This is a genomic window from Herbiconiux solani NBRC 106740 (assembly GCF_001571005.1).
Lineage (GTDB): Bacteria > Actinomycetota > Actinomycetes > Actinomycetales > Microbacteriaceae > Herbiconiux > Herbiconiux solani.
Window position 1 is genome coordinate 1 of the sequence record NZ_BCST01000005.1, and the last position, 19,642, is coordinate 19,642.

Below are 19,642 nucleotides of genomic sequence, written 5' to 3' on the forward strand. Positions count from 1 at the left end.
CAGGGGCGTCGGGCCGAGCCGACGCGGGCGGCGGGCGAGCCGGCCCAGCGCTCTCCGGCCGGCACCCGCCCGGAGACGGCCGAGCCGGGCTCGACCTCGGAGCCGCGGCCGAGGTTCGCTCCGCCGAGAAGGGTGCTGCGCGAGCCGACGGTGGCGTCGGCGCCGATGCGCACCTGCCCGATCCGGAACGTGTCGCCGTCGAGCCAGTAGCCGGCGAGGTCGACCTCGGGCTCGATCGCCGCGCCCGCCCCGATGCTGAGCATCCCGGTCACCGGCGGGAGCGAGTGCAGGTCGACGCCCTTGCCGATCGTGGCGCCGAGGGCGCGGGCGTAGTAGCTGATCCAGGGGGCGCCGGCGAGGCTCACCGAGCCCGCGAGCTGGGCGACCTGCTCGGCGAGCCAGACGCGCAGGTGCACCGAGCCGCCGCGCGGGTACTCCCCCGGCCGCAGGCCCGCGAGCAGCAGCCGGGAGGTGACGACCGAGATCGCCATCTTGCCGGGCGGGGTCACGAAGAGCACGAAGCCCAGGGCGATCCACCACCACGACAGGGTGGGCAGCACGGTGACCGCACCCGTCGCGGCGAGGAGGTTGTTGGCGGTCGCGAGGTAGACGAACCAGCGCAGACCGACGAGCACGTGCAACGGGATGCCGAGCAGCGTCTGCGCGATGCGGCTCGAGGCGGGGGTGAGGCGGGTGTCGCCGGGGCGGGCGGGGGCGCGTCCGCGGGCGCCGCGGGCTCCTGTGCCGGCACCTGCTTCATCGCCGGCCGCCGCCGCTTCGGCCGCCGCCGCCGCCTCGGCGTGCGCGCCGGCGTCGGGCGAGCGCGCGTCGAGCTCGTCGGCGAGCGAGCCGATGCGCGGGTGGTCGTAGACATCCGAGACCCGCGTCTCGGGGTAGCGTTCGCGGATCGCCGACACCAGCTGCGCCGCGGCCAGCGAGCCGCCGCCGTGCGCGAAGAAGTCGTCGTCGGCGCTCTCGACAGGAAGGCCGAGGATGGCGGTCCAGTGCCCCGCGAGCCACGCGGTCGTCGGGGTGAGCACGGGCCCGTCGTCGTCAGCGCCGGTGCCGGTGAGGCCGCCGAGGCCGGTCAGGCCGGTTCCGGATGCGGTGTCCCCGGCATCCTCGCGGCCCCCCGTCGCCCGTCCGGTCGCGCCCGATGCGGATCCCGTCCGTGCCCCGGCACTGGCACGGGCACCCGGGAGCGGCCACGGCAGTGCGGCCCGGTCGACCTTGCCCGAGGTGCGGGTCGGCAGCGCGTCGACCACGGCGAGCACCGGGACGAGCGCGGCCGGGAGCTCTTCGCGCAGGCGGGCGTTGGCGGCATCGCGGTCGAAGACGGCTCCCTCGGCGAGCGCGAGGTAGCCCACGAGCACCTGGTTGCCGGCGGCACTGGTCTTGACGGCGGCCGCCGCTCCGGCCACGCCGTCGAGTCCCTGCAGGGCCGCGTCGACCTCACCGAGCTCGATCCGGCGCCCTCCGAGCTTCACCTGGTCGTCGGCGCGGCCGACGAACACGAGCCCCGCCTCCTCGAAGCGCACGAGGTCGCCGCTGCGGTAGGCCCGCTCCCAGCCGAGCGTCGGGAAGGGGGCGTACTTCTCGGCATCCTTCGCCGGGTCGAGGTAGCGGGCGAGGCCCACGCCCCCGATGATCAGCTCGCCGGTACCGCCCTCGGGCACCCGCTGCCCCTCGGCGTCGACCACGGCGAGCCGCCAGCCGTCGAGCGGCAGCCCGATGCGCACCGGGCCGGAGTCGAGCAGCGCGCCGCAGGCCACGACGGTCGCCTCGGTGGGGCCGTAGGTGTTCCACACCTCGCGGCCGCGGGCGACGATCCGAGCGACGAGCTCGGGCGGGCAGGCCTCGCCGCCGAAGATGACCAGGCGCACCAGCTCGAGCGACTCCTCGGGCCAGAGGGCGGCGAGGGTCGGCACCGTCGAGACCACGGTGATGCCGTGGGCGATGAGCCAGGGGCCGAGGTCGGCGCCGGAGCGGACGAGCGAGCGTGGTGCCGGCACGAGGCAGGCGCCGTGGCCCCAGGCGAGCCACATCTCCTCGCACGAGGCGTCGAACGCGACCGAGAGCCCGGCGAGCACCCGGTCGCCCGGGCCGAGCGGGGCCGACTGGAGGAACAGGCGCGCCTCGGCGTCGACGAACGCGGCGGCCGAGCGATGGGTGACGGCGACTCCCTTGGGCACACCCGTCGAGCCCGAGGTGAAGATGATCCAGGCGTCGTCGTCGGGGCGGGGCGTGCCGAGGGCGGGGATCGTGCCGGTGGGGGTGCCGAGCGTGGGTGCGCCGTCGGCCGGGAGGTCGCGGGCCGTGAGATCGCGGGCCGTGAAGCCCTCCTCCCCTGTGACCGAAGCGTCGCTCGTCTCGGGCGAGGCGCTGAAGACGCCCGCGGCCCCGATCACGCCGACGACGGCGGCCTCGCCGAAGACGAGCCGGGCCCGCTCCTCGGGGTCGTCGGCGTCGACGGGCACGTACGCGGCCCCGACCGCGAGCACGGCGAGGATCGAGACGTACAGCTCCCGCGTCCCCGACGGGATGCGGATGCCCACCCGGTCGCCGCGCCGGACGCCCGCGAGCGTGAGCGCCGCGGCCTGGGTGTTGATCAGCCGCAGGAGCCGGCGGTAGCTGACCGCGCCGTCCGGGGTGTCGAGAGCCAGCGCATCCGGATTCTCGGTCGCCGACTGCCGGAGGATGTCGATGAGCGTGCGCGGCGGCGGGGTGCGGTCGCCGGCGTCGAGCACGGCCTGTCTGCCCGCATCCGCCCCCTCGGCGTCGATCTCGGTCACCACGGCACCTCTTCCGTCCGGTCTCCGCGGGTCGAGGACGACCGGCTCGTCCACGCTACGCGAGAGGCGACGCTATTCAGCGGAGGTGACGCGGAGGTGAACAGCGGATGTCCACGGAGGCAGAACGAATGTTCTGTTAAGATCGAGGCGTGTCGACCGTTCGAGAGAGCAGCCAGGCGCCCGGCCCGAAGACGTCCGCGGCGCGTGATCGACTGCTGCGGGTCGCGTCGGAGCTGTTCTACCGCGAGGGCATCCGCGGGGTCGGGATGGACAGGGTGCTCGCCGAGGCGAAGGTCACCCGGGCCACGATGTACCGCCACTTCTCGGGCAAGGAGGCGCTCGTCGCCGCCTGCCTCCGCCGCGAGGACGAGATCGTGCGCGCCGCTTTCGCCGCCGCCCTCGGTGGAGTCCCGGCATCCGACGGCCCGGCGCGGCTCGTCGAGTCGATCGCCGACGACTTCGAGCACCGGCACACCCGCGGCTGCCCGTTCATCAACGCGGGCCTGGAGTATCCGGATGCGGCGAGCCCGGTGCGCGTGATCGTCGCCGAGCACCGCGCCTGGTTCCGCGGTCTCGCCGGGGACGTGCTGGCGGCGCGCGCGGCAGCGGCTGCGGCCGCCGAGACCGCCGCGGATGCGGCTGCAGCTGGCCCGGACCGGGGCGCGGATGCCGACGCCACGGCCGTCGCGGCCGACGCCGACGCCCTGGTCCTCCTCCGCGACGGCGCCCTGGTCGGCGCCCACCTCGACGATGCGGTCGCAGTCCGCACCGCCTTCACCGCCACCGCCCGCCGCCTCCTCGCGCTCTGATCCCCAGGTCGTGACCATCCGGTCACGGAGCAGCTCGGCGACCCCGTTCAGCGCACCTCAGCGCGGCCAGACCTCCGTACCGTCATCCTCACCGGCGGCTACCAACCGGAGCAGACGCCCTTGAGCCTTCGCCACCTCGCCCGGGTCGACCGCCCTGACGAGGGCATTCGCCCCCGCATCCAGGGCCCGCGTCACGAGCACCGCACGCGAGACATCCCGGGTCGCCCGGATCGTCGACTCGCTCACCCGGCGCACCGACAGCCCTGCGAGCTCGGGCGAGATCACCGTCGGCATCGCGTGCCAGATCGCTGCGTCGACGCGCCCTCTCAACACCGCCGCCGGAGCCGACACGAAGCGCCACTCGACGAACTCGACGTCCTGCCCGGCGAACTCGGTCTCGGTGAGCAGCTGATGATCGTAGGACGCGCGGTCGATCCCGACCCTGATGCGGTTGCCCTCGCGTCGCTCGGGGGCTTCGACCACGACCAGCGACCCCGCGGAGTAGAAGGTGGCGTCGCCGAGGTCGAGCGAGGTCAGCCCGGCGAAGTCGTCCCGGTGCCGTGTGAACGCCCCCGCCGAGGTGACCACCGCATCCGCCCGCTCGAGATAGAGCTCTTCGAGCCGGCGACGGGCCCCGGCGAGCGACTGCACGACCACGGGGACACCTTGCCGGGCGAGTGACCCCTGAACGGTCTCGAGGATGCCCTGCTGCTCGACCGGCCCGGGCGGAGGCATGATCAGCGAGAAGTTGCCGAACTGCGCCTCGTTCCAAAGCTGCCCCGCGTCCCGGGCAACGACGACCGTGCCTTGATGGCCGTGGGACGACAGCGTAACCGAGCCGTTGGCCTCCAGTGCTCGGAGCGCCTTGATCACCGTGCCCGTGCCGGCATGGGAGGTGTGCTGGAGCTCTTGCACGGTGGGGATCCGCTGCCCCACCTCGCGGGTCAGCAGCACCTGCGCGACGATCGCCCGGACGTCTCTCTTCGGACGTGCGAGCGGGGCCGGAGCGGACATGCGACCATTCTCGCCCACGCGCGCACGCGATGACGGACGCCCGGTCACCATGTCCGGCTCATCTCCCCCGCGGACACCGCACCACCCGGCCCACTCCTCACATACCCAACTTGCCCGGGTTCAGGATGCCGTCGGGATCGAACGCGGCCTTGAGCCGCTGCAGCACGGGGAAACCGGTGCCGAGAGACCGCTCCACCCAGGCCTGACGGGCAAGCCCGCCTCCGTGGTGGTGCGAGACCTCGCCGTCGTGCGCCACCACGATCTCCATCGCCGTCGACCAGATGGCCTCGAGGCGGGCGAGAGCCTCCTCGTCGTCGGCGGCGCGGCCGAGGAGGATCAGGTAGAGCGACGAGCCCTGCTCGTAGATGTGCGAGAAGTGGCCGAGCACCTCATCGGCGTAGGGCTGGAGCGCACGCTTCATCTCCTCGTACATCGCCGGGAGACGGCTCCACATGTTCGCGACCTCGACGGTCTCCGCGTAGCCACCCGGCTCGGCGAGCAGACGCTCGACGGTCGAGAAGTCGAAGCGACGGCCCATCCACGCGGTCACCGGGTCGGAGCCGATCGACTCGGCCCCATGACGGCGGGCGATCCCGGCCGCCGCGGCGAACTCGGCCTGGGTCACGCCGTCGAGGCCCTCCGCACCGAGGAAGAGCACGGGACCCTCAGCCGTGCCGGGCGCGACGACATGCGCGGCCTCGTCGACGTCGTAGAAGCGCACCAGGAACGGCTTGAGCCCGGCCTGAGCGATCTCCCGCATCACGTCCACCCCCGCCTGCACGCTCGGCAGCGTGAACGCGTCCACCACTCGGGTCTCCGGAAGCCGGAAGACCTTGACCGTCACCTCCGTGACGATGCCGAGAGTGCCTTCGGACCCGATGAGCAACTGCTTCAGATCCGGGCCCATCGCTGCGCGGGGCCGTTGGCCGAGCCGGGCGACGGTGCCGTCGGCGAGCACGCACTCGTAGGCGACGACGAGGTTCTCGATCCCGCCGTACCGCGACGAGAACTGGCCGGTGGCCCTGGTCGCGATCCAGCCGCCGATCGTCGAGCGGTACAGCGACTGGGGGAAGTGGTTCATGGTCCAGCCCCGCTCGTTGAGCCACGACTCGAGGTCGCCTCCCATCACGCCGGCGGCCACCGTCACGGTGGCGTCGACCTCACTCAGGATCGGGGCACCCACGAGCCCGGAGAGGTCCAGCACGATCCCGCCCTTGATCGGCAGCGGCTGCCCGGTGACGGAGGAACCGAGTCCGCGGGCGGTCACCGGGGTCCCCGACGCCGTCGCGATGCGCATCACGTCCTGCACCTGCGCGGTGGAATTCGCTCTGACCACGATGTCGGGGCGGTGCGGATGCCGTCCGAGCTTCTGCCAGACCGTCGACACCGGCCAGGTGTCATGGCTGGCGCCGTCCCGATCCGCGTCGGAGGTCGAGACGGATCCGGCGCCGAGGGCCTCTTCGAGCGCATCCGTGGCGTGGATGGTGGTCATGACGAAACTCCTTCGTTGGGTCGATGCGTTCACGATACACAGATCTGAATCCTCCGTCTACTGAATATTGATACGCGAAAAGCTTGATTCTGCGCGCATGTCGGGGGTACGGTTCAGTCATCAAGATTCTGATCAATGCAGATTGGTAGCCCGACGATGACGACGACACCACTCCTCGAAGCCCGCGAGGTGACCAAGCGCTTCGGCGCGGTCGAAGCCCTCCGCGGCGCCAGTTTCCAGATCTTTCCGGGCGAGGTCGTCGCCCTGATGGGAGACAACGGGGCAGGCAAGAGCACGCTCATCAAGACGATCTGCGGAGTGAACAGTCCGGACGGCGGTGAGGTCCGGTTCGAGGGCCGATCGATCGCGGGCTGGCATCCGAAAGCGGTCCAGGCCCTCGGCATCGAGACGGTCTACCAGGACCTCGCCCTGGCTCCGGATCTGGACACGCCCGCCAACCTCTTCCTCGGCCGGGAGCGACTGAAGCCCGGCATCCTCGGCGCGCTCGGCGTGCTCGCCAAGAAGTCGATGCGTGCGGAGGCCTCGCAGGTGCTGAAAGACCTGAGTGTGAAGATCAAGGACGAGACCGCGCCCATCAGCAACCTCTCCGGCGGCCAGCAGCAGAGCGTCGCGGTCGCCCGCGCCGTGTCGTGGGCCGACAAGCTCGTCATCATGGACGAGCCCACGGCCGCGCTCGGAGTCCCCCAGACCCAGGCGGTGCTCGCCTTGATCGACCGCGTCCGCGACTCCGGGCGCTCCGTCGTCCTGATCAGCCACAGCCTCCCCGACGTGATGCAGGTGGCCGATCGCATCGAGGTCCTGAGACTCGGCCGACGCGTCGCGCAGCTCGTCACCCGGGAGACGAACGAGGAGCAGATCGTCGGGGCGATGACGGGGGCATGGACACAGGAGGTCGCAGCATGAGCACCGGAACCGTCACTCCGACCACGGACGAGCAGTCGCTGGAGGCCGAGAACCTCCGCTCCCGTCGCGGATTCCGGATGCCTCGCCTCCTCGGCTCGGCGACGGACATCACCCTCATCCTGATCCTGATCGTCGTGGTGTTCGCGGTCCTGGACTTCCAGTCGTTCTTCACGGTGCAGAACTTCACCCAGATCCTGATCAACGCCGCCCTCCTCCTGGTGATGGCGGTGGGTGCCACCTTCGTGCTGATCACCGGAGGCGTCGACCTGTCCGTCGGATCGGTGCTGGTCTTCTCCGGCGTGATCGCCGGCAAGGTCATGGAGCTCTTCGGCAGCGCCGGCTGGGGCGCGAGCCTCGCGGGCATCGCCGCGGCCCTCGTCGCCGGTACGGCGTGGGGAATCGTGAACGGGCTCGTCATCACCAAGCTCCATGTGCCGCCGTTGATCGCGACCCTCGGCTCCTACGGTGCCGCGCAGGGGCTCGCCCAGATCATCACGAACGGCAACGACCTCAAGAACGTCCCCATCGAGCTCGTCGACTCGATCGGCTTCGGCCGGGTCTTCGGCATCCCGATCCTGGTGATCATCGCGCTCGTCGTCGCGGCCATCGGCGGACTCGTGCTCTGGGCGACGCGGTACGGCCGCCGCACCTATGCGGTCGGCTCCAATGCCGAGGCCGCACGGAGAGCCGGCATCAACGTCGACCGTCACCTGCTGAAGGTGTACGCCTTCGCGGGGATGCTCGCGGGCCTGGCAGGCATCCTGAGCTTTGCGAAGTTCGGCACCACCACCTTGGCGGGGCACGCCACCGACAACCTCAACGTGATCGCGGCCGTCGTGATCGGCGGGACGAGCCTGTTCGGCGGCGTCGGCACGATGATCGGCACCGTCGTCGGAACGCTGATCCCGGCCACCCTCGCCAACGGACTCGTCATCGTCGGCCTGAACAGCTTCTGGCGCGACTTCGCCGTCGGCGTCGTCCTCGTCGCCGCGGTCTACCTCGACCAGCTCAGACGACGTTCCCGATCACCACGCTGATCACCCCGACCCGACCCGCACATCCCGCAGAACTTCCCTGCACCCATCCCGACCCGGACAACTGAGGAGAGAACACATGAACCGATACCGCAAGGTCACCGTCGCCCTTGCCGCCACGGCATTCGTCGTAGGGCTGGCCGGCTGCTCCAGCGGAGGCGGCGACGCCTCCGGCGGCGGCCAGGACGCCTACAAGATCGCACTGATCCCGGGTGTGGCCAACGACGCCTACTACGGCTCGGTCGCCTGCGGCGTTCAGTCGGTCGCCGAGAAGAACGGCGCCACCGTCGACGTGCAGGCCCCGAACAGCTTCAGCCCGACCGACCAGATCCCGATCCTCCAGTCCGTCATCGCGACGAATCCGGATGCGATCATCATCGCCCCGACGGACAGCAAGGCCCTCTACGCCCCGCTCCGTGAAGCGGTGGATGCGGGGATCAAGGTCGTCCTCGTCGACACCACGCTGGACGACCCCTCGATCGCCGAATCCGAGGTCTCCTCCGACAACGAGGAGGCGGGCAAGGTCGCTGCGGACACCCTCGCCGAGGCACTCGGCGGCCAGTCGGGCTCGGTCATCACCGTCAACCTCACGGCGGGAGTCACGACGACGGATGCTCGCGAGAAGGGTTTCGCCGATGCCATCTCCTCGGTCGACGGCGTCGACTACCTCGGCCAGCAGTACTCCAACAACAGCGTGCAGACCGCGGAGTCGATCATCTCGGCCGCGATCGCCGCCAACCCCGACCTGGTCGGTGTCTTCAGCACGGCCGCCTTCAACACCGAGGGTGCGGTCGCCGCTCTCAAGTCGGCCGCGATGCAGAACACCGTGAAGGTCGTCGGCTTCAACGCCAACCCGCCCGGGATCGAGCAGATCCGCAACGGCGACGTCTTCGCGCAGGTCGTGCTGAAGCCGTACGACGAGGGCGTCCAGGCAGCCGAGCAGGCGTTCAACGCGCTGAACGGCGACCAGGTCGAGAAGGTGATCACGACGGGTGCGGTCGTCGCGACCGCCGACAACCTCGACGACCCCGAAGTCCAGAAGTACCTGTACAGCTTCGACTGCCCGGCCAGCTGAACCGTAGTCTCCATGAACAGGGCCGGCGGACGCCCCACGCGTCCGCCGGCCCGCAGATCGAAAGGATCCCGATGGATTCCCGTACTGGTAAGAAGATCCGCTTGGGCCGCCTGCTCGACCCGGCCAGCGGACGCGGTGTCGTGGTCGCGGCCTCGCACGGTGTGATGAGCGGACCGCCCTCGGGGCTGAAGACGAGATCCGAGATCCTCGACGTGTTCGGGAAGCTCGGTGAGGCCGACGGCGTCATGGTCTCCCCCGGGATGGTCCCCCTGACCGAGGACTTCTTCGTCGGGCGTGGGCGCCCGGCGTTCGTGCTCCACCTGGACTGGAAGAATCACGGCCGGCGGATCTACACCCCCGGGAAGGACGGCCGGAGCGAGGGCGTACTGGCCCAGCTCGCGACGATGGAGGAGGTGGCGGCCTCCGGTATCGACGCCGTGATGACGTACCTCTATCTCGGCCAGCGCGACAGCACTCTCGAGCGCGCGGAGATCGAACGCAACGCCCGGATCGTCCGCGACGCCGAGCGGCTCGGTCTCGCCGTGATCATCGAGCCGCGTTCAGCGCTCGAAGGCGAGGGTGAGGACGCCTTCTCCCCCGAGGTGCTCAGCCTGTACTGCCGCATCTCCGCCGACATCGGCGCCGATGTGGTCAAGGTCATCTGGAACGGATCGGTCGACCGGTTCGCGCCCGTGGCCGAAACCTGCTTCGCGCCCATCCTGGTCGCCGGCGGACCCGGCGGCGAATCGCCGGAGGAGACGTATCAGCTCGCTGCGGACTCGATCGAGGCGGGGGCCGCCGGCGTGATGTTCGGTCGGCGCGTGTTCCGCGCCGACGACCCGGCGGCCGTTCTGCGCGGTCTCCGGCAGGTGGTGCACGGGGGCGTCGCTCCGGCCGCGGTCGCGGTCTGAGCGATGTGGTTCCTCGGGATCGACGTCGGCACCACGCACCTGAAAGTGGTCGGCGTGACGGCCGAAGGCTCCGTCCTGGAGCCGGCGCGGGTCCGGACGCCGGTGCGGACGGAGGGTGCGGAGTCGTACCACGATGGCGAGGCGATCTGGGCTGCGGTCCGCGACCTGGCCACGGAGTACGCTGCCGGCCCGGTCGCCGATGCCGAGGCCGGCGCTCTTGGCGGCGTAGCCATCGCCACCTTCGGGCAGGAGGAGTCGTTCCCGGTCGACGAGCGGGGTGATCCTCTCTCCGGCTCGCGAGTCTGGTGGGAGAGCTGGGCCGACCGTGAGCTGGATGCGGGCACGATCGCGTGGCTCGATTCGGTCGAGCACTACCGGGTCTCCGGGATGCGCTTCCGCGACAACCAGAGCCCCGAGCGCATCGCTCAGTTCCGGGCGCGGCACCCGGAGAGCTGGTCCCGCACCGCGCACTGGGTCGACTTCGGCAGCTATCTCGGCTTCCGGCTGACGGGCCGGTGGGTCGCCAGCTCGACCCAGGTCACCCACAGCCAGGTCTTCGACCTCGAGAGTCTCGCGCCGCACGCGCCGAGCCTCGCGAAGCTCGACCTCGACGCCTCCCTCTTCGTGCCCGTCGGCCGTCCGGGCGAGCGCGTGGGAGCCATCCTGCCCTCCGCCCTCCCCGGGGTGACGCTGGCTCCGGATGCCGCGCTGCACGTCGGCGGGCACGACCAGGTGATGGCGGCGTTCGCGACGGCTGAGGGCGAGGGGTCGGCGATCATCGACTCGATCGGAACAGCCGAGTACGTGATGGTCACTGGCCGCGCCGTCACCCCCGACGCAGGGCTGCACGCGATGTGCGCCGATGTCGAGCACGGATGGTCGGGCGATGGCTACGTGCTCGGGTGGGGGCTTCCGACGGGCAAGATCCTCCAGTTGCTCGCCGAGACCTATCTGCAGGGGGACTTCGAGCGCCTCCTCGCCGCCATCGACCCGTCGGCGGCCGAGTCGCCGGCCGCAGGCCCGTCCGATGGGATCATGTTCGAGGTGAACGACCTCCGAGACTTGGACGACGCGCTCTTCTCCGTGGCGGGGGTTCCCGAGGGCGCGCGCCCGGAGCACATCGTCCGCGCCTGCGTCGACCAGCTGTCGTCGCGCATCCGAGCCACCGTCGGGGTGCTGGCCGAGCACGCCGGGGTCTCCCCTGGCCCGGTGCATCTGACCGGCTCGCTCTTCCAGCGACCCGAGATGGTGCGGCACCGCGAGCACACCTGGGGGTCGGAGATGCGCGTCAGCACGCTCGGCGAGGCCGTCGCCACCGGGGCGGCGCAGTCGGCCAGGGCGGCCTACCGACGGATGGAGCCCAGTCGCGCATGAAGGTCGTCATCGCCTCGCTGAACCCCGCGATCGAGCGGTTGCTGGTGGTCGCCCGCAATGAGCCCGGCACGGTCCATCGCCTGCTCCGCAGCGAGACACTCGCGGGCGGCAAGGGCGTCAACGTCGCGCGGGTGCTCACACAGCTGGGGACGCCCGGATTCTCGGTCGCGGGCGCTCGGGTCGACCCGGTCGACCCCGTTCTCGTCGGACCCTCGGGCGGGCCTACCGGGGAGCTGGAGGAGCACCTGCTGGCCGAGGAGGGACTGCGGACCGCCACGATGGCGATCGCCGGCTGGACGCGCACCAATGAGGTGCTGATCGACGAATCGGCTCCCGAGAGCGCGACCGTGTACAACGCGCCGGGCCCGGCGCTCACTCCGGAGGAGGTGAGCGACCTCGAGCAGCTCGCCGCCCGGCAACTCTCCGACGCCGCGTTCCTGATCTGCACCGGCAGCCTTCCGCCGGGGCTCGACCCGGGCTTCTACGGTTCGTGGATCGCCCAGGCGCGGGAGAGCGGAATCCCGACACTCCTCGACACGCACGGTGAGGCACTCGCCCGCGGCGCGGCCGCTGTTCCGACCGTCATCAAAGTCAATCGCGACGAGTTGACCGAGCTCGCCGCGTCGGCCCCGGATGCCGGAGCCGGAACCGGAACCATGCGGGACCGAGACGCGACTGACGGGCTGATCGCATCCTGGCTGGAGTCGGGGGTGGGGGCCGTCATCGTCACGGACGGTGCGCACACGGCGACCGCCCACACACGGATCACGGGGCGGACGATGCACTGGGAGTTCGACACCCCCGAGGTACCGACCAGGAGCGCGGTGGGCTCGGGTGACGCCTTCACCGCCGGACTGGTCTGGAGCCTGCTCGCAGAACAGTCGGCGGGCTGGCGTCGGCACCTCGCCGTCGCGGCGGCCTGCGGGGCGTCGAATGCGGCCGGCACCCTCGCCCGTCTCTCTCCCGACCTCCCGCCGGCCGTGGTCATCGATCGCGTGATCGTGCGCGAGAAATAGGTCGACGGGGCTACGGTGTTGCCGTGAGCGATTTCAACCAGAGGGTGGTCGACGAGTTCCGGGCCAACGGGTGGGTCGAGACCGGGGGCTTCGGCTCCGACATCGTGCTGCTGCACACCACGGGAGCGAAGACCGGTGAACCGCGGATGAGCCCGGTGATGGCGATCCGCCGGGGCGAGTCCTGGATCGTCGTGGCGTCGAAGGCCGGGGCACCGGAGAACCCGGCCTGGTACGCGAACCTGCGCGCGCATCCGGATGCCGTCATCGAGGCGGCCGACGACCAGGGGCAGGTCTCCGAGGTCGCGGTCACGGCGGTCGACCTGCACGGCGCCGAGTACGCCGAGGCCTGGGCGGCCGTGGTCGCGCGAGCACCGGGGTTCGAGGGCTATCGGGAACGCACCGACGGCATCCGCACCATCCCGGTGCTGCGGCTCGACCGGCGCTGACTGCGCGGGAGCCCGGAAAACCCCGGTTAAACATTGGTGGAGAGGGCCGAAGCCCTCCCCACGCATGAGCATAGCAACACTCCCCGGCCGATTTCCAATCGGACCGACGGCCTCAGGGGCGGCTCAGCGCTCGAGCAGCCCCGCGCGCTCGGGGTGCTCGTCGAACCACTTGCCGACGTACCAGCACATCGGCACGATACGGTTCCCGGAGTTCTGCTCGACGTCGTCGACCGCGTACGAGACGATCTCGCCGGCGTAGCCGTGGCCGCGCTGCTTCGGGTCGGTGAAGGTGTGGGTGAACGAGATGTGGTTGTCGTTCACGACGTAGTCGACCGCGCTCACGAGGGCGCCGTCGACGCGGAGGACGTAGCGGTGCGCATCCTCGTCGTTACTGAATTCGCGTGCCATGGCATCCACCCTACGCTCGCATCCGGCGACCCCGGCGGCTACGGGCGATTCAGTTCGACGCCCCAGCAGGCGGCTCAGTACAGCAGCTCGGCCGGCTCGAGCTTCGCCGTCGCGTCGCCGACGAGGGTCTCGTCGCGCGGATCCAGTCGCAGCACCTGGTCGCCGTCGGCAAGACCCTCCAGCGGAACCCAGAAGATGCTCGGGCTGCGGGTCGAGCCGAAGTAGTAGACGCCGTTCGTGAGGTCGGCGGCCGAGCGCCACCAGGTCGGGTACACGCCGCCATCCTGGTACGGAGCGCCGTAGGGAACCGAGACGTTGGAGATCAGCTGGAAGACGCCTGCGACGGCCTCCTCCTCGTTCTCGGGCTCGGGCAGGTAGTGGAGGAAGTACGAGGCGCGCACGAAGCGGTCGAGGCTCGAGATGTCGCCGGGAGGAGACAGTTCGCCACCGAACGGGCGGTAGTTCGCGAGGTTCTCGAGCTGCCGGTCGAGCGAAGGCGAGTTGGCCATCACGGTGAACTGCGGGCCGTGGTGCACCACGAGCCGGCCGCCGATGGGCTCGATGATCGCCGAGTCGCCGGAGGGATCCTCGAGCGCGATGTGCACGCCCATCTCGTTGCCGCGAAGCAGCTCCGAGTGGACGCGCACATTCTCGAGATCGGCGACCGCGTCGGCGACCGTCGCGAAGTTGTCGAGCAGGTACTGCACCCAGAGCGCGTTCGAGAGCACGGGGCGCTCGTCGACCGGCGGGAACTCGACGTCGGCCATGTCGAGGTAGAGCGCGTGCGCGCCGAGGCCCTTCTCGTTCAGGCCGTCGACGGTGCCGATGCCCCACATGCTGACGGCGACACTCGAGTAGGCCGAGGTCCATTCGACCGAACCCTCCCCCGCGTTGCCCGTGCGCTTCAGGCCCCGGGGCAGGATCCACAGCTCGGGCTCGTCGCTCACCGCCCAGTCCATGCAGCGGCTGACGGTCTTGGCGACGGCGTTGTCGTTCCAGAGGATTCGGGTGCACATGCGGTCAGCGTAGCGCTCCGGATGCGGTGGTGTGGCCCGGTGGGACGGGTGGCGCGCTGGGGTGGGTGCGCGGGCTCAGGGGCAGTAGAGCTGGGTGCGCTCGCCGGTGCGGTCGATCTCGTGCTCGGCCATCAGCTTGCCGCAGAGCGGGCAGCGCGGATCGGCCGGGGGAACGTAGGGCGCCTCGGCCCGGCCGATGCCCACCTGAGCAGGGCCGGCGTAGCTGTAGACGATGCGGTTGAGGTTGTTGATGAAGCCCGGCTTGCCGTCGAACGGGTTCATCGGATTCGGCGTCCTGGGCGTGCGCTTCGACTTCTCACGTCCGCTGCCGCTTTTCCTGAGTGCCATAACCATTAGTATACTAACTATTATGAGCACCCGCAGCACGACCGTCGATCTCCTCGCCCTCGAGCGTCAGCTCTGCTTCGCCCTCGCTGTGGCCTCGCGGTCGGTGATCGGGTACTACAAGCCCATCCTCGAGCCGCTCGGGCTCACGCATCCGCAGTACCTGGTGATGCTGGCGCTCTGGGAGGAGGAGCCGCGCTCGCTCTCGCAGCTCGCCGATGTGCTGCGCCTGGAGCCCGCGACCCTGTCGCCCCTGGTCAAACGGCTCGAGGCGGCCGGCTTCGTCACCCGCGAGCGCTCGGCGCACGACGAGCGGTCGCTCGCGGTGCGGCTGACGCCGGCGGGCCGTGCCCTGCGTGCCCGCGCCGAGGAGGTGCCGCCGCAGGTGGTCGAGGCGCTGGGCGTCGACGTCGACGAGCTCGTCGACCTGCAGTCGCGCCTCACCGCGGTCATCGACCGCATCGCGCCCGCGAAGCCCGCCCCGTGAGCGGCGCCTCAGGCACCGACAACGGCGCCGCCTCCAGCACCGCTCCCGACATCGGCACCGCCTCCGACACCGGCACCGCCTCCCGCAGTGGAGCCGCCTCCAGCACGGCTTCCGAGCTCGACAACCCGGTCTGGGCTGCGTTGACCGGCCCGCAGTCCGCCTTAGGAACCGTGCGTGATGGAGCAGCCCTCTTCGACGCCGACGTCTCCCCCTTCGCGGCCTTCCGCGACGCCTCCCCCACCTCCGCCGACTGGGCTTCCCTCCGATCGCTCGCGGGCACCGAGGTCATCGCGCTCCCCGGCGTCGGCCCCGACGCCATCCCGGCCGACTGGGAGATCGTCGAGCACATCCCCTGCCACCAGATGATCTCCCGCCCCGTGCCGTCACCACTCTCTCCGCAGCCTGCGCCTCTCGGCATCGTCCGCCTCACCCCCGGCGACGTTCCGTCGATGCTCGATCTGGTAGCCCGAACTGAACCCGGCCCCTTCCGCGCCCGTACGATCGAGACCGGCCGCTACCTAGGCATCCGCGACGCCGACTCCCTAATCGCGATGAGCGGCGAGCGCCTCCGCACCCCTTCCTGGACAGAGCTCAGCGCCGTCTGCACCGACCCCGCCCACCGAGGCCGAGGCCTGGCGCGAGCCCTCGTGCAGACCCTCCTGACCGACAACGAGGCAGCCGGCCGCCGTATGTTCCTGCACGTCCGCATCGGAAACCCCGCCGCATCCCTCTACGAATCCCTCGGCTTCACCACCCGCCGCACCTTCGACTTCACCATCATCCGACCCCGCTGACCGGCCCCGACCGCGCCGGACCGCTAAGCGTTGGCCAACAGCTTTTTGGCCAAACGTGCCCCCACTCGAGGAGCCAGGACATCGGCATGAACAGGAAGCGCATCGTCCGAGAATGAAACGGTGCCCCTGGAGGGACTCGAACTCTCTCGCCGAGAGGAACCTCGGGGTAAGGAAATAGAACTCAACGCCGCGAATCCGCGGCTGACCACGAGGGCGTCCGGATGAGAACTACCCCTAACTGAGCGAACGAGCATGACCGGTAGCACATGAATTAGCACATCGCTATCGAGCCTGCGACTATCGACCGGTGAGTTCAGCCATCTACAGCACACCCCGCCAATTGGCCCAACGGTTTCAGGTTTCTCCGGAATTTGTGAAGCAACGCGCACGCTCTGGCGAATGGCCGTGCAGCGTGCTCGGCCAGCGCACGATTCGATTCGCTCCCGAACACGTGATGGCTATTGAAGCCCTGATCGAGCACCGCCCTGCTGAGGAATCGAGGACTCAGCGCCGAGCCGCCGTCGAACATGTGAGGACGCTCCTCAAGCCGATCAAATGAACGGGTCAAGTCTCGACCGCTGTCGGACCGGACTTAGCCTCGAACAACCTCGCCGCCCATTTTGTCTGCGAGCTCGTCCGCCTGCTCCGTCACAACCACCCACCGCGGCCCCGAGATTAGCGCAGTGTCCGGGCTGGCCACTTCGGCAATGTAACGGTTCTGCTGCTCTTCGGCATCGAAGACGATCAGCATGTTGACGCCGTCATCGAAACAACCGGTTGCGTGGGCTCCCTCCCCCACCATCGCCTCCGGCACTTCCGCGGGATCGTCGCAAGATCCCCCGGCGTCAATAAATGCTTGGACGAGCTGAGTCGGCGTCTGGTACTCCCTGGCGTCGTTCGCGCAGCCCCCGAGTCCCAAGACAGCGACCATGGCAAAGATTCCCCCGAGTCTTTTCATAAGGCAGAGCGTAGCCGTTTGGCGTGTCCTTGGTAGCTCTGTCTACTATCGAACCGCGCGGGCCGGCGCGCTCCCCTGAGAGGAGCACCGTTGGCCAACTGGCACCCCATCCAAACCGTCCGCTCGCACTCCTGGATCTTCCCTAGGCCTGGCACAGACGAACCCTTAGCCGAGATCCGCCATTTGCCAATCCGGGTCGGCGACCGGCGCGTATGGGCGTTCCGCGCCGTCACTTGGGCGGAACCGCGAGAACTAATCGGAGCCGGATACTTCGAATCGTTATATGACGCTGCGTTCGCGTGCCATCGGCACGCCCTCCACATCTCTGTGCGTCCGCAACTCAACCAGACAATTCGGTGAGTCAGACACCGCGCCATGTCGGCGTCGCAAAGCCTTGCGCACACCCGAATATCCTGCGACTGTGCAGAGGCTGTCTTCGATTAGGGAGAGTCAAGTGAGGGATTGTGCCGGCTAGTGATTCCTCGGGGTCGATCCCGCCTCGCGAACAGTTAGAAGCTTGGATAAATGAGTGCGGCTCCATCCTGAGTCGGGACCTTTACACAGCGCCTCAGCAAGATGCGTCTGCCTTTGTCCTTCTATACGGAGTCTGCAAACAAGGAGTCCGCCACGCCCAGGCGTATGTCGAGCTGTCCAATGGCAGATTCCGCAACGAAGGAAAAGTCTTGGCCCGTGCCAGCCTGGAACACGGCATCGTCGCCCAGTGGAGTCACCTCACTCGCGGAGGACTGCAACGCCTTCACACGTCGGCGACGTGGTCCGAGCGGACCCATACGGAGGCTGTCGCAGCATGGCTCGGGCACAATGAATGGCTTAGCGATATAAAAGCCCGGCCAGAACCCTCGGGCGATCGCCTTCCAAACTTCTCGCGGGGAATCCTGCCAGCCGTCGATTCCGGCGACTTTCTTCGAACGACCTACATGCTGCTGTCCGAGAGCGTTCATGTCACTCACAGCGCGGTTGTCGGGTACCTCGAATTGGACAAGGACCTCCAGACCACACTGAGGAAGTCACCGAGGGAGCTGATTCCTAGGCCTGAACACGTCCTCTACGCATCCGCGATGGCATCCATGCTCTGTGTGAGCGTTTTAGCCCGAGTCACCGCGGATGCTGAACTCCAAGCACGTCTTGACAAGGTCTCAGATGAACTCGTTCTGCCGGTTGTGCTCGACTTGGCGGACGACAGCGAGTCTGTGCTTGGTGCCTCGACACGCGAAGACCCAAGCCTCTAGCGGAGATCGCATGTTATTTCTTGCTCGTGGCATAGAAGACGACCACTACTGGGTAGTGCGCGAGATCGACGGGACTCTCGTGGAGACACCATGGCGGGTCGAGCGCGAGGCTGATGGGTACCGCATGAGCCACGCCGATGACGCGGACGAGACACGACGGGTCTACGCCCTTGGTCCTTTCCCGTCAGCAGAGTCTGCGGTGGAAGCGCTTCGAGACCACCTCTGACCGGCGCACCCCCTAGGCCTTGGGATGTGGTTTCCTCTTCAGAGCCCCGGAAGTGAACCACTGCACGAGAGGAACAGCCAACAGAGTGGCGGCCTCCGCATCTGCAGCGGAACTTGCGGCGAATCCCGGCTGGCCAGCGTGCCGATCGTTTTGACCAGTCCAAAGAGCCTGGAGCATTCCCAGAACGACCTCCTGGGTCGGATAGTCTGCGTGCTCGCGAGTCAGCCCTAATTCCCAATCGGCCTGCTGCTTCATCTGGGCAATCACGGTTCCAAGCGTGGCCCTGACGTTGGCTGGGCTAACGACCGGGATCGCGGCTGCCTCAACAGCCTTGACGGCTTTCGAATAGGCCTTCTCGTAATCGTGACCGCGCCCGAACGTGGCGTTCCAAGCTTCGGCGAGTAACCGACCTGCGTCTCCTGGAGCATTTGTGACTTCGTCTACAGCTTGCGCGATTCCAGTCGGAACTCGTTGTTCGAGAGATGCATGCCCGGCACGGCTACCGACCTTCCACGACGACCCAGCGTCAGCAAGTAGCAGTTCCAGACTCTCGAGGCTCTCCTCTCCCCCGTAGCCGAGCTCCCCAAGCTTGAACACCAAGAAGTCGACAAAGTCCAGGAACTGCTCGGGGCCCATGGCCGCCATCAGTCCGGCGACACCGTCTTTCCGGAAGGTCGAGAGCAAACTCTTCTCTTCCCGGGTCGCCGTCTCATACGCCTGCAAGAGTTCGACATTGGGCACTCGTTCCGATTCCATGTATTCGTTCCTACGAACTACGGTCGCCTCGCGCTGAACCCACAGCAACAAAGGCCGTCTGAGCCAGTTAGGGACTCCATCATGGAGGGCGTCAAGGATTGCCGGATCTGCGTTTCGCGAGCGCCACTGCATTGAATCATCATCGCGGAGCGACGTCCTTTTCCGAAAGAGGTTTAGGAACAGACCCCCTCACAGCCAGCCCGAAGACCAGCATCTAGGAGGTCTGTCCTTTCTCCTTCGCGAAGGAGCCGTCGGGCTAGGCTCAACGCGGATCACTTGGGAGCACTTGGGGGAGAGAAATGAACACAAATGGGGCAGCCATCGCTGCAATTGTCATTCCGATTGTCGCCTACATAGGGCTCGTCATTTTGAGCCTGGTGATCTTCTATTGGTTAGTGAAGAAAGCAATTCGAACGGCAATGGCCGACCACTATAAGACAGTGCGGATTTTCGAGGCAACGGGCGATTGGATCGTTGGGCCTTTCGGCAAGGGGGCACCTCCGGTGGAGCCTAAT

General features: G+C 68.6%; 20 protein-coding genes. 12 read left to right on the forward strand and 8 right to left on the reverse strand.

Features of this window, described 5'->3' with window-relative positions; all coding sequences use genetic code 11:
* Nucleotides 1-2,783: non-ribosomal peptide synthetase (locus tag HSO01S_RS19485; protein WP_373280211.1), on the reverse strand; the 2,783-nt coding region annotated here is incomplete at its 3' end.
* A 158-nt stretch (nt 2,784-2,941) separates the two neighbouring features.
* Between HSO01S_RS19485 and HSO01S_RS09635 the strand changes: the two genes are divergently transcribed.
* Entirely contained in the window at nt 2,942-3,601 is a 660-nt protein-coding gene (locus HSO01S_RS09635) for a TetR/AcrR family transcriptional regulator (protein ID WP_066040819.1), read from the forward strand.
* Between the two features lie 57 nt (nt 3,602-3,658).
* On the opposite strand, the gene HSO01S_RS09640 is transcribed toward HSO01S_RS09635, so the two are convergent.
* Both HSO01S_RS09640 and HSO01S_RS09645 read right to left on the reverse strand, forming a co-directional pair.
* Nucleotides 3,659-4,615, reverse strand: a complete 957-nt coding sequence (locus tag HSO01S_RS09640; protein WP_066040822.1) for a YhfZ family protein — start codon at nt 4,613-4,615, stop codon at nt 3,659-3,661.
* A 97-nt stretch (nt 4,616-4,712) separates the two neighbouring features.
* On the reverse strand, nt 4,713-6,107 hold the full coding sequence (locus HSO01S_RS09645) for an FAD-binding oxidoreductase (protein WP_066040824.1): 1,395 nt from the start codon (nt 6,105-6,107) through the stop codon (nt 4,713-4,715).
* A 135-nt stretch (nt 6,108-6,242) separates the two neighbouring features.
* Between HSO01S_RS09645 and HSO01S_RS09650 the strand changes: the two genes are divergently transcribed.
* The 7 genes from HSO01S_RS09650 (at nt 6,243) to HSO01S_RS09680 (ending at nt 12,887) form a co-directional block, all read left to right on the forward strand.
* The gene (locus HSO01S_RS09650) at nt 6,243-7,031 is read left to right on the forward strand and encodes an ATP-binding cassette domain-containing protein (RefSeq protein ID WP_218003794.1); all 789 of its coding nucleotides are present in this window, start codon (nt 6,243-6,245) and stop codon (nt 7,029-7,031) included.
* The gene (locus tag HSO01S_RS09655) at nt 7,028-8,068 is read left to right on the forward strand and encodes an ABC transporter permease (protein ID WP_066040829.1); all 1,041 of its coding nucleotides are present in this window, start codon (nt 7,028-7,030) and stop codon (nt 8,066-8,068) included. The genes HSO01S_RS09650 and HSO01S_RS09655 overlap by 4 nt, the downstream gene beginning before the upstream one ends.
* 76 nt (nt 8,069-8,144) lie before the next feature.
* Complete coding sequence (locus HSO01S_RS09660; RefSeq protein WP_066040831.1) at nt 8,145-9,140, forward strand: ABC transporter substrate-binding protein; 996 nt, start codon at nt 8,145-8,147, stop codon at nt 9,138-9,140.
* 71 nt (nt 9,141-9,211) lie between these two features.
* Entirely contained in the window at nt 9,212-10,051 is an 840-nt protein-coding gene (locus tag HSO01S_RS09665) for a class I fructose-bisphosphate aldolase (protein WP_066040833.1), read from the forward strand.
* Nucleotides 10,052-10,054: 3 nt separating this feature from the next.
* Entirely contained in the window at nt 10,055-11,425 is a 1,371-nt protein-coding gene (locus HSO01S_RS09670) for an FGGY family carbohydrate kinase (RefSeq protein WP_066040835.1), read from the forward strand.
* Complete coding sequence (locus HSO01S_RS09675; RefSeq protein ID WP_066040837.1) at nt 11,422-12,441, forward strand: 1-phosphofructokinase family hexose kinase; 1,020 nt, start codon at nt 11,422-11,424, stop codon at nt 12,439-12,441. The genes HSO01S_RS09670 and HSO01S_RS09675 overlap by 4 nt, the downstream gene beginning before the upstream one ends.
* Before the next feature lie 23 nt (nt 12,442-12,464).
* Nucleotides 12,465-12,887, forward strand: coding sequence for a nitroreductase/quinone reductase family protein (locus tag HSO01S_RS09680; RefSeq protein ID WP_066040840.1), 423 nt, complete (start codon nt 12,465-12,467; stop codon nt 12,885-12,887).
* 123 nt (nt 12,888-13,010) lie between these two features.
* On the opposite strand, the gene HSO01S_RS09685 is transcribed toward HSO01S_RS09680, so the two are convergent.
* The 3 genes from HSO01S_RS09685 to HSO01S_RS09695 form a co-directional block, all read right to left on the reverse strand.
* Complete coding sequence (locus HSO01S_RS09685; RefSeq protein ID WP_066040842.1) at nt 13,011-13,295, reverse strand: GNAT family N-acetyltransferase; 285 nt, start codon at nt 13,293-13,295, stop codon at nt 13,011-13,013.
* 74 nt (nt 13,296-13,369) lie between these two features.
* On the reverse strand, nt 13,370-14,311 hold the full coding sequence (locus HSO01S_RS09690) for a linear amide C-N hydrolase (protein WP_066040844.1): 942 nt from the start codon (nt 14,309-14,311) through the stop codon (nt 13,370-13,372).
* 75 nt (nt 14,312-14,386) lie between these two features.
* Nucleotides 14,387-14,659, reverse strand: coding sequence for a hypothetical protein (locus HSO01S_RS09695; protein ID WP_157078997.1), 273 nt, complete (start codon nt 14,657-14,659; stop codon nt 14,387-14,389).
* Nucleotides 14,660-14,681: 22 nt separating this feature from the next.
* Here HSO01S_RS09695 and HSO01S_RS09700 point away from each other — a divergent pair, with 22 nt between their 5' ends.
* From HSO01S_RS09700 to HSO01S_RS18720, 3 genes are all read left to right on the forward strand, one after another.
* On the forward strand, nt 14,682-15,143 hold the full coding sequence (locus tag HSO01S_RS09700) for a MarR family winged helix-turn-helix transcriptional regulator (RefSeq protein WP_066040848.1): 462 nt from the start codon (nt 14,682-14,684) through the stop codon (nt 15,141-15,143).
* On the forward strand, nt 15,140-15,937 hold the full coding sequence (locus HSO01S_RS09705; RefSeq protein WP_157078998.1) for a GNAT family N-acetyltransferase: 798 nt from the start codon (nt 15,140-15,142) through the stop codon (nt 15,935-15,937). The genes HSO01S_RS09700 and HSO01S_RS09705 overlap by 4 nt, the downstream gene beginning before the upstream one ends.
* Nucleotides 15,938-16,244: 307 nt before the next feature.
* The gene (locus tag HSO01S_RS18720; RefSeq protein WP_157078999.1) at nt 16,245-16,496 is read left to right on the forward strand and encodes a hypothetical protein; all 252 of its coding nucleotides are present in this window, start codon (nt 16,245-16,247) and stop codon (nt 16,494-16,496) included.
* A gap of 33 nt (nt 16,497-16,529) precedes the next feature.
* Here the strand turns inward: HSO01S_RS18720 and HSO01S_RS09710 are convergent, their stop codons facing one another.
* Nucleotides 16,530-16,895, reverse strand: coding sequence for a hypothetical protein (locus HSO01S_RS09710; RefSeq protein ID WP_157079000.1), 366 nt, complete (start codon nt 16,893-16,895; stop codon nt 16,530-16,532).
* Between the two features lie 938 nt (nt 16,896-17,833).
* On the opposite strand from HSO01S_RS09710, the gene HSO01S_RS09715 reads away from it, so the two are divergent.
* A complete protein-coding gene (locus tag HSO01S_RS09715) occupies nt 17,834-18,145 on the forward strand; it encodes a hypothetical protein (RefSeq protein WP_066040852.1) in 312 nt (103 codons plus the stop codon).
* 238 nt (nt 18,146-18,383) lie between these two features.
* On the opposite strand, the gene HSO01S_RS09720 is transcribed toward HSO01S_RS09715, so the two are convergent.
* Entirely contained in the window at nt 18,384-19,127 is a 744-nt protein-coding gene (locus HSO01S_RS09720) for a hypothetical protein (RefSeq protein ID WP_066040855.1), read from the reverse strand.
* Nucleotides 19,128-19,642: the final 515 nt, after the last annotated feature.

Bases quoted from the DNA above. Each gene is read 5' to 3' on its own strand.
- HSO01S_RS09640 (WP_066040822.1), bottom strand. From the start codon at position 4,615: ATGTCCGCTCCGGCCCCGCTCGCACGTCCGAAGAGAGACGTCCGGGCG.
- HSO01S_RS09645 (WP_066040824.1), bottom strand. From the start codon at position 6,107: ATGACCACCATCCACGCCACGGATGCGCTCGAAGAGGCCCTCGGCGCC.
- HSO01S_RS09650 (WP_218003794.1), top strand. From the start codon at position 6,243: ATGCAGATTGGTAGCCCGACGATGACGACGACACCACTCCTCGAAGCC.
- HSO01S_RS09655 (WP_066040829.1), top strand. From the start codon at position 7,028: ATGAGCACCGGAACCGTCACTCCGACCACGGACGAGCAGTCGCTGGAG.
- HSO01S_RS09660 (WP_066040831.1), top strand. From the start codon at position 8,145: ATGAACCGATACCGCAAGGTCACCGTCGCCCTTGCCGCCACGGCATTC.
- HSO01S_RS09665 (WP_066040833.1), top strand. From the start codon at position 9,212: ATGGATTCCCGTACTGGTAAGAAGATCCGCTTGGGCCGCCTGCTCGAC.
- HSO01S_RS09670 (WP_066040835.1), top strand. From the start codon at position 10,055: ATGTGGTTCCTCGGGATCGACGTCGGCACCACGCACCTGAAAGTGGTC.
- HSO01S_RS09675 (WP_066040837.1), top strand. From the start codon at position 11,422: ATGAAGGTCGTCATCGCCTCGCTGAACCCCGCGATCGAGCGGTTGCTG.
- HSO01S_RS09685 (WP_066040842.1), bottom strand. From the start codon at position 13,295: ATGGCACGCGAATTCAGTAACGACGAGGATGCGCACCGCTACGTCCTC.
- HSO01S_RS09690 (WP_066040844.1), bottom strand. From the start codon at position 14,311: ATGTGCACCCGAATCCTCTGGAACGACAACGCCGTCGCCAAGACCGTC.
- HSO01S_RS09695 (WP_157078997.1), bottom strand. From the start codon at position 14,659: ATGGCACTCAGGAAAAGCGGCAGCGGACGTGAGAAGTCGAAGCGCACG.
- HSO01S_RS09700 (WP_066040848.1), top strand. From the start codon at position 14,682: ATGAGCACCCGCAGCACGACCGTCGATCTCCTCGCCCTCGAGCGTCAG.
- HSO01S_RS09710 (WP_157079000.1), bottom strand. From the start codon at position 16,895: ATGAAAAGACTCGGGGGAATCTTTGCCATGGTCGCTGTCTTGGGACTC.
- HSO01S_RS09715 (WP_066040852.1), top strand. From the start codon at position 17,834: ATGCTGCTGTCCGAGAGCGTTCATGTCACTCACAGCGCGGTTGTCGGG.
- HSO01S_RS09720 (WP_066040855.1), bottom strand. From the start codon at position 19,127: ATGGAATCGGAACGAGTGCCCAATGTCGAACTCTTGCAGGCGTATGAG.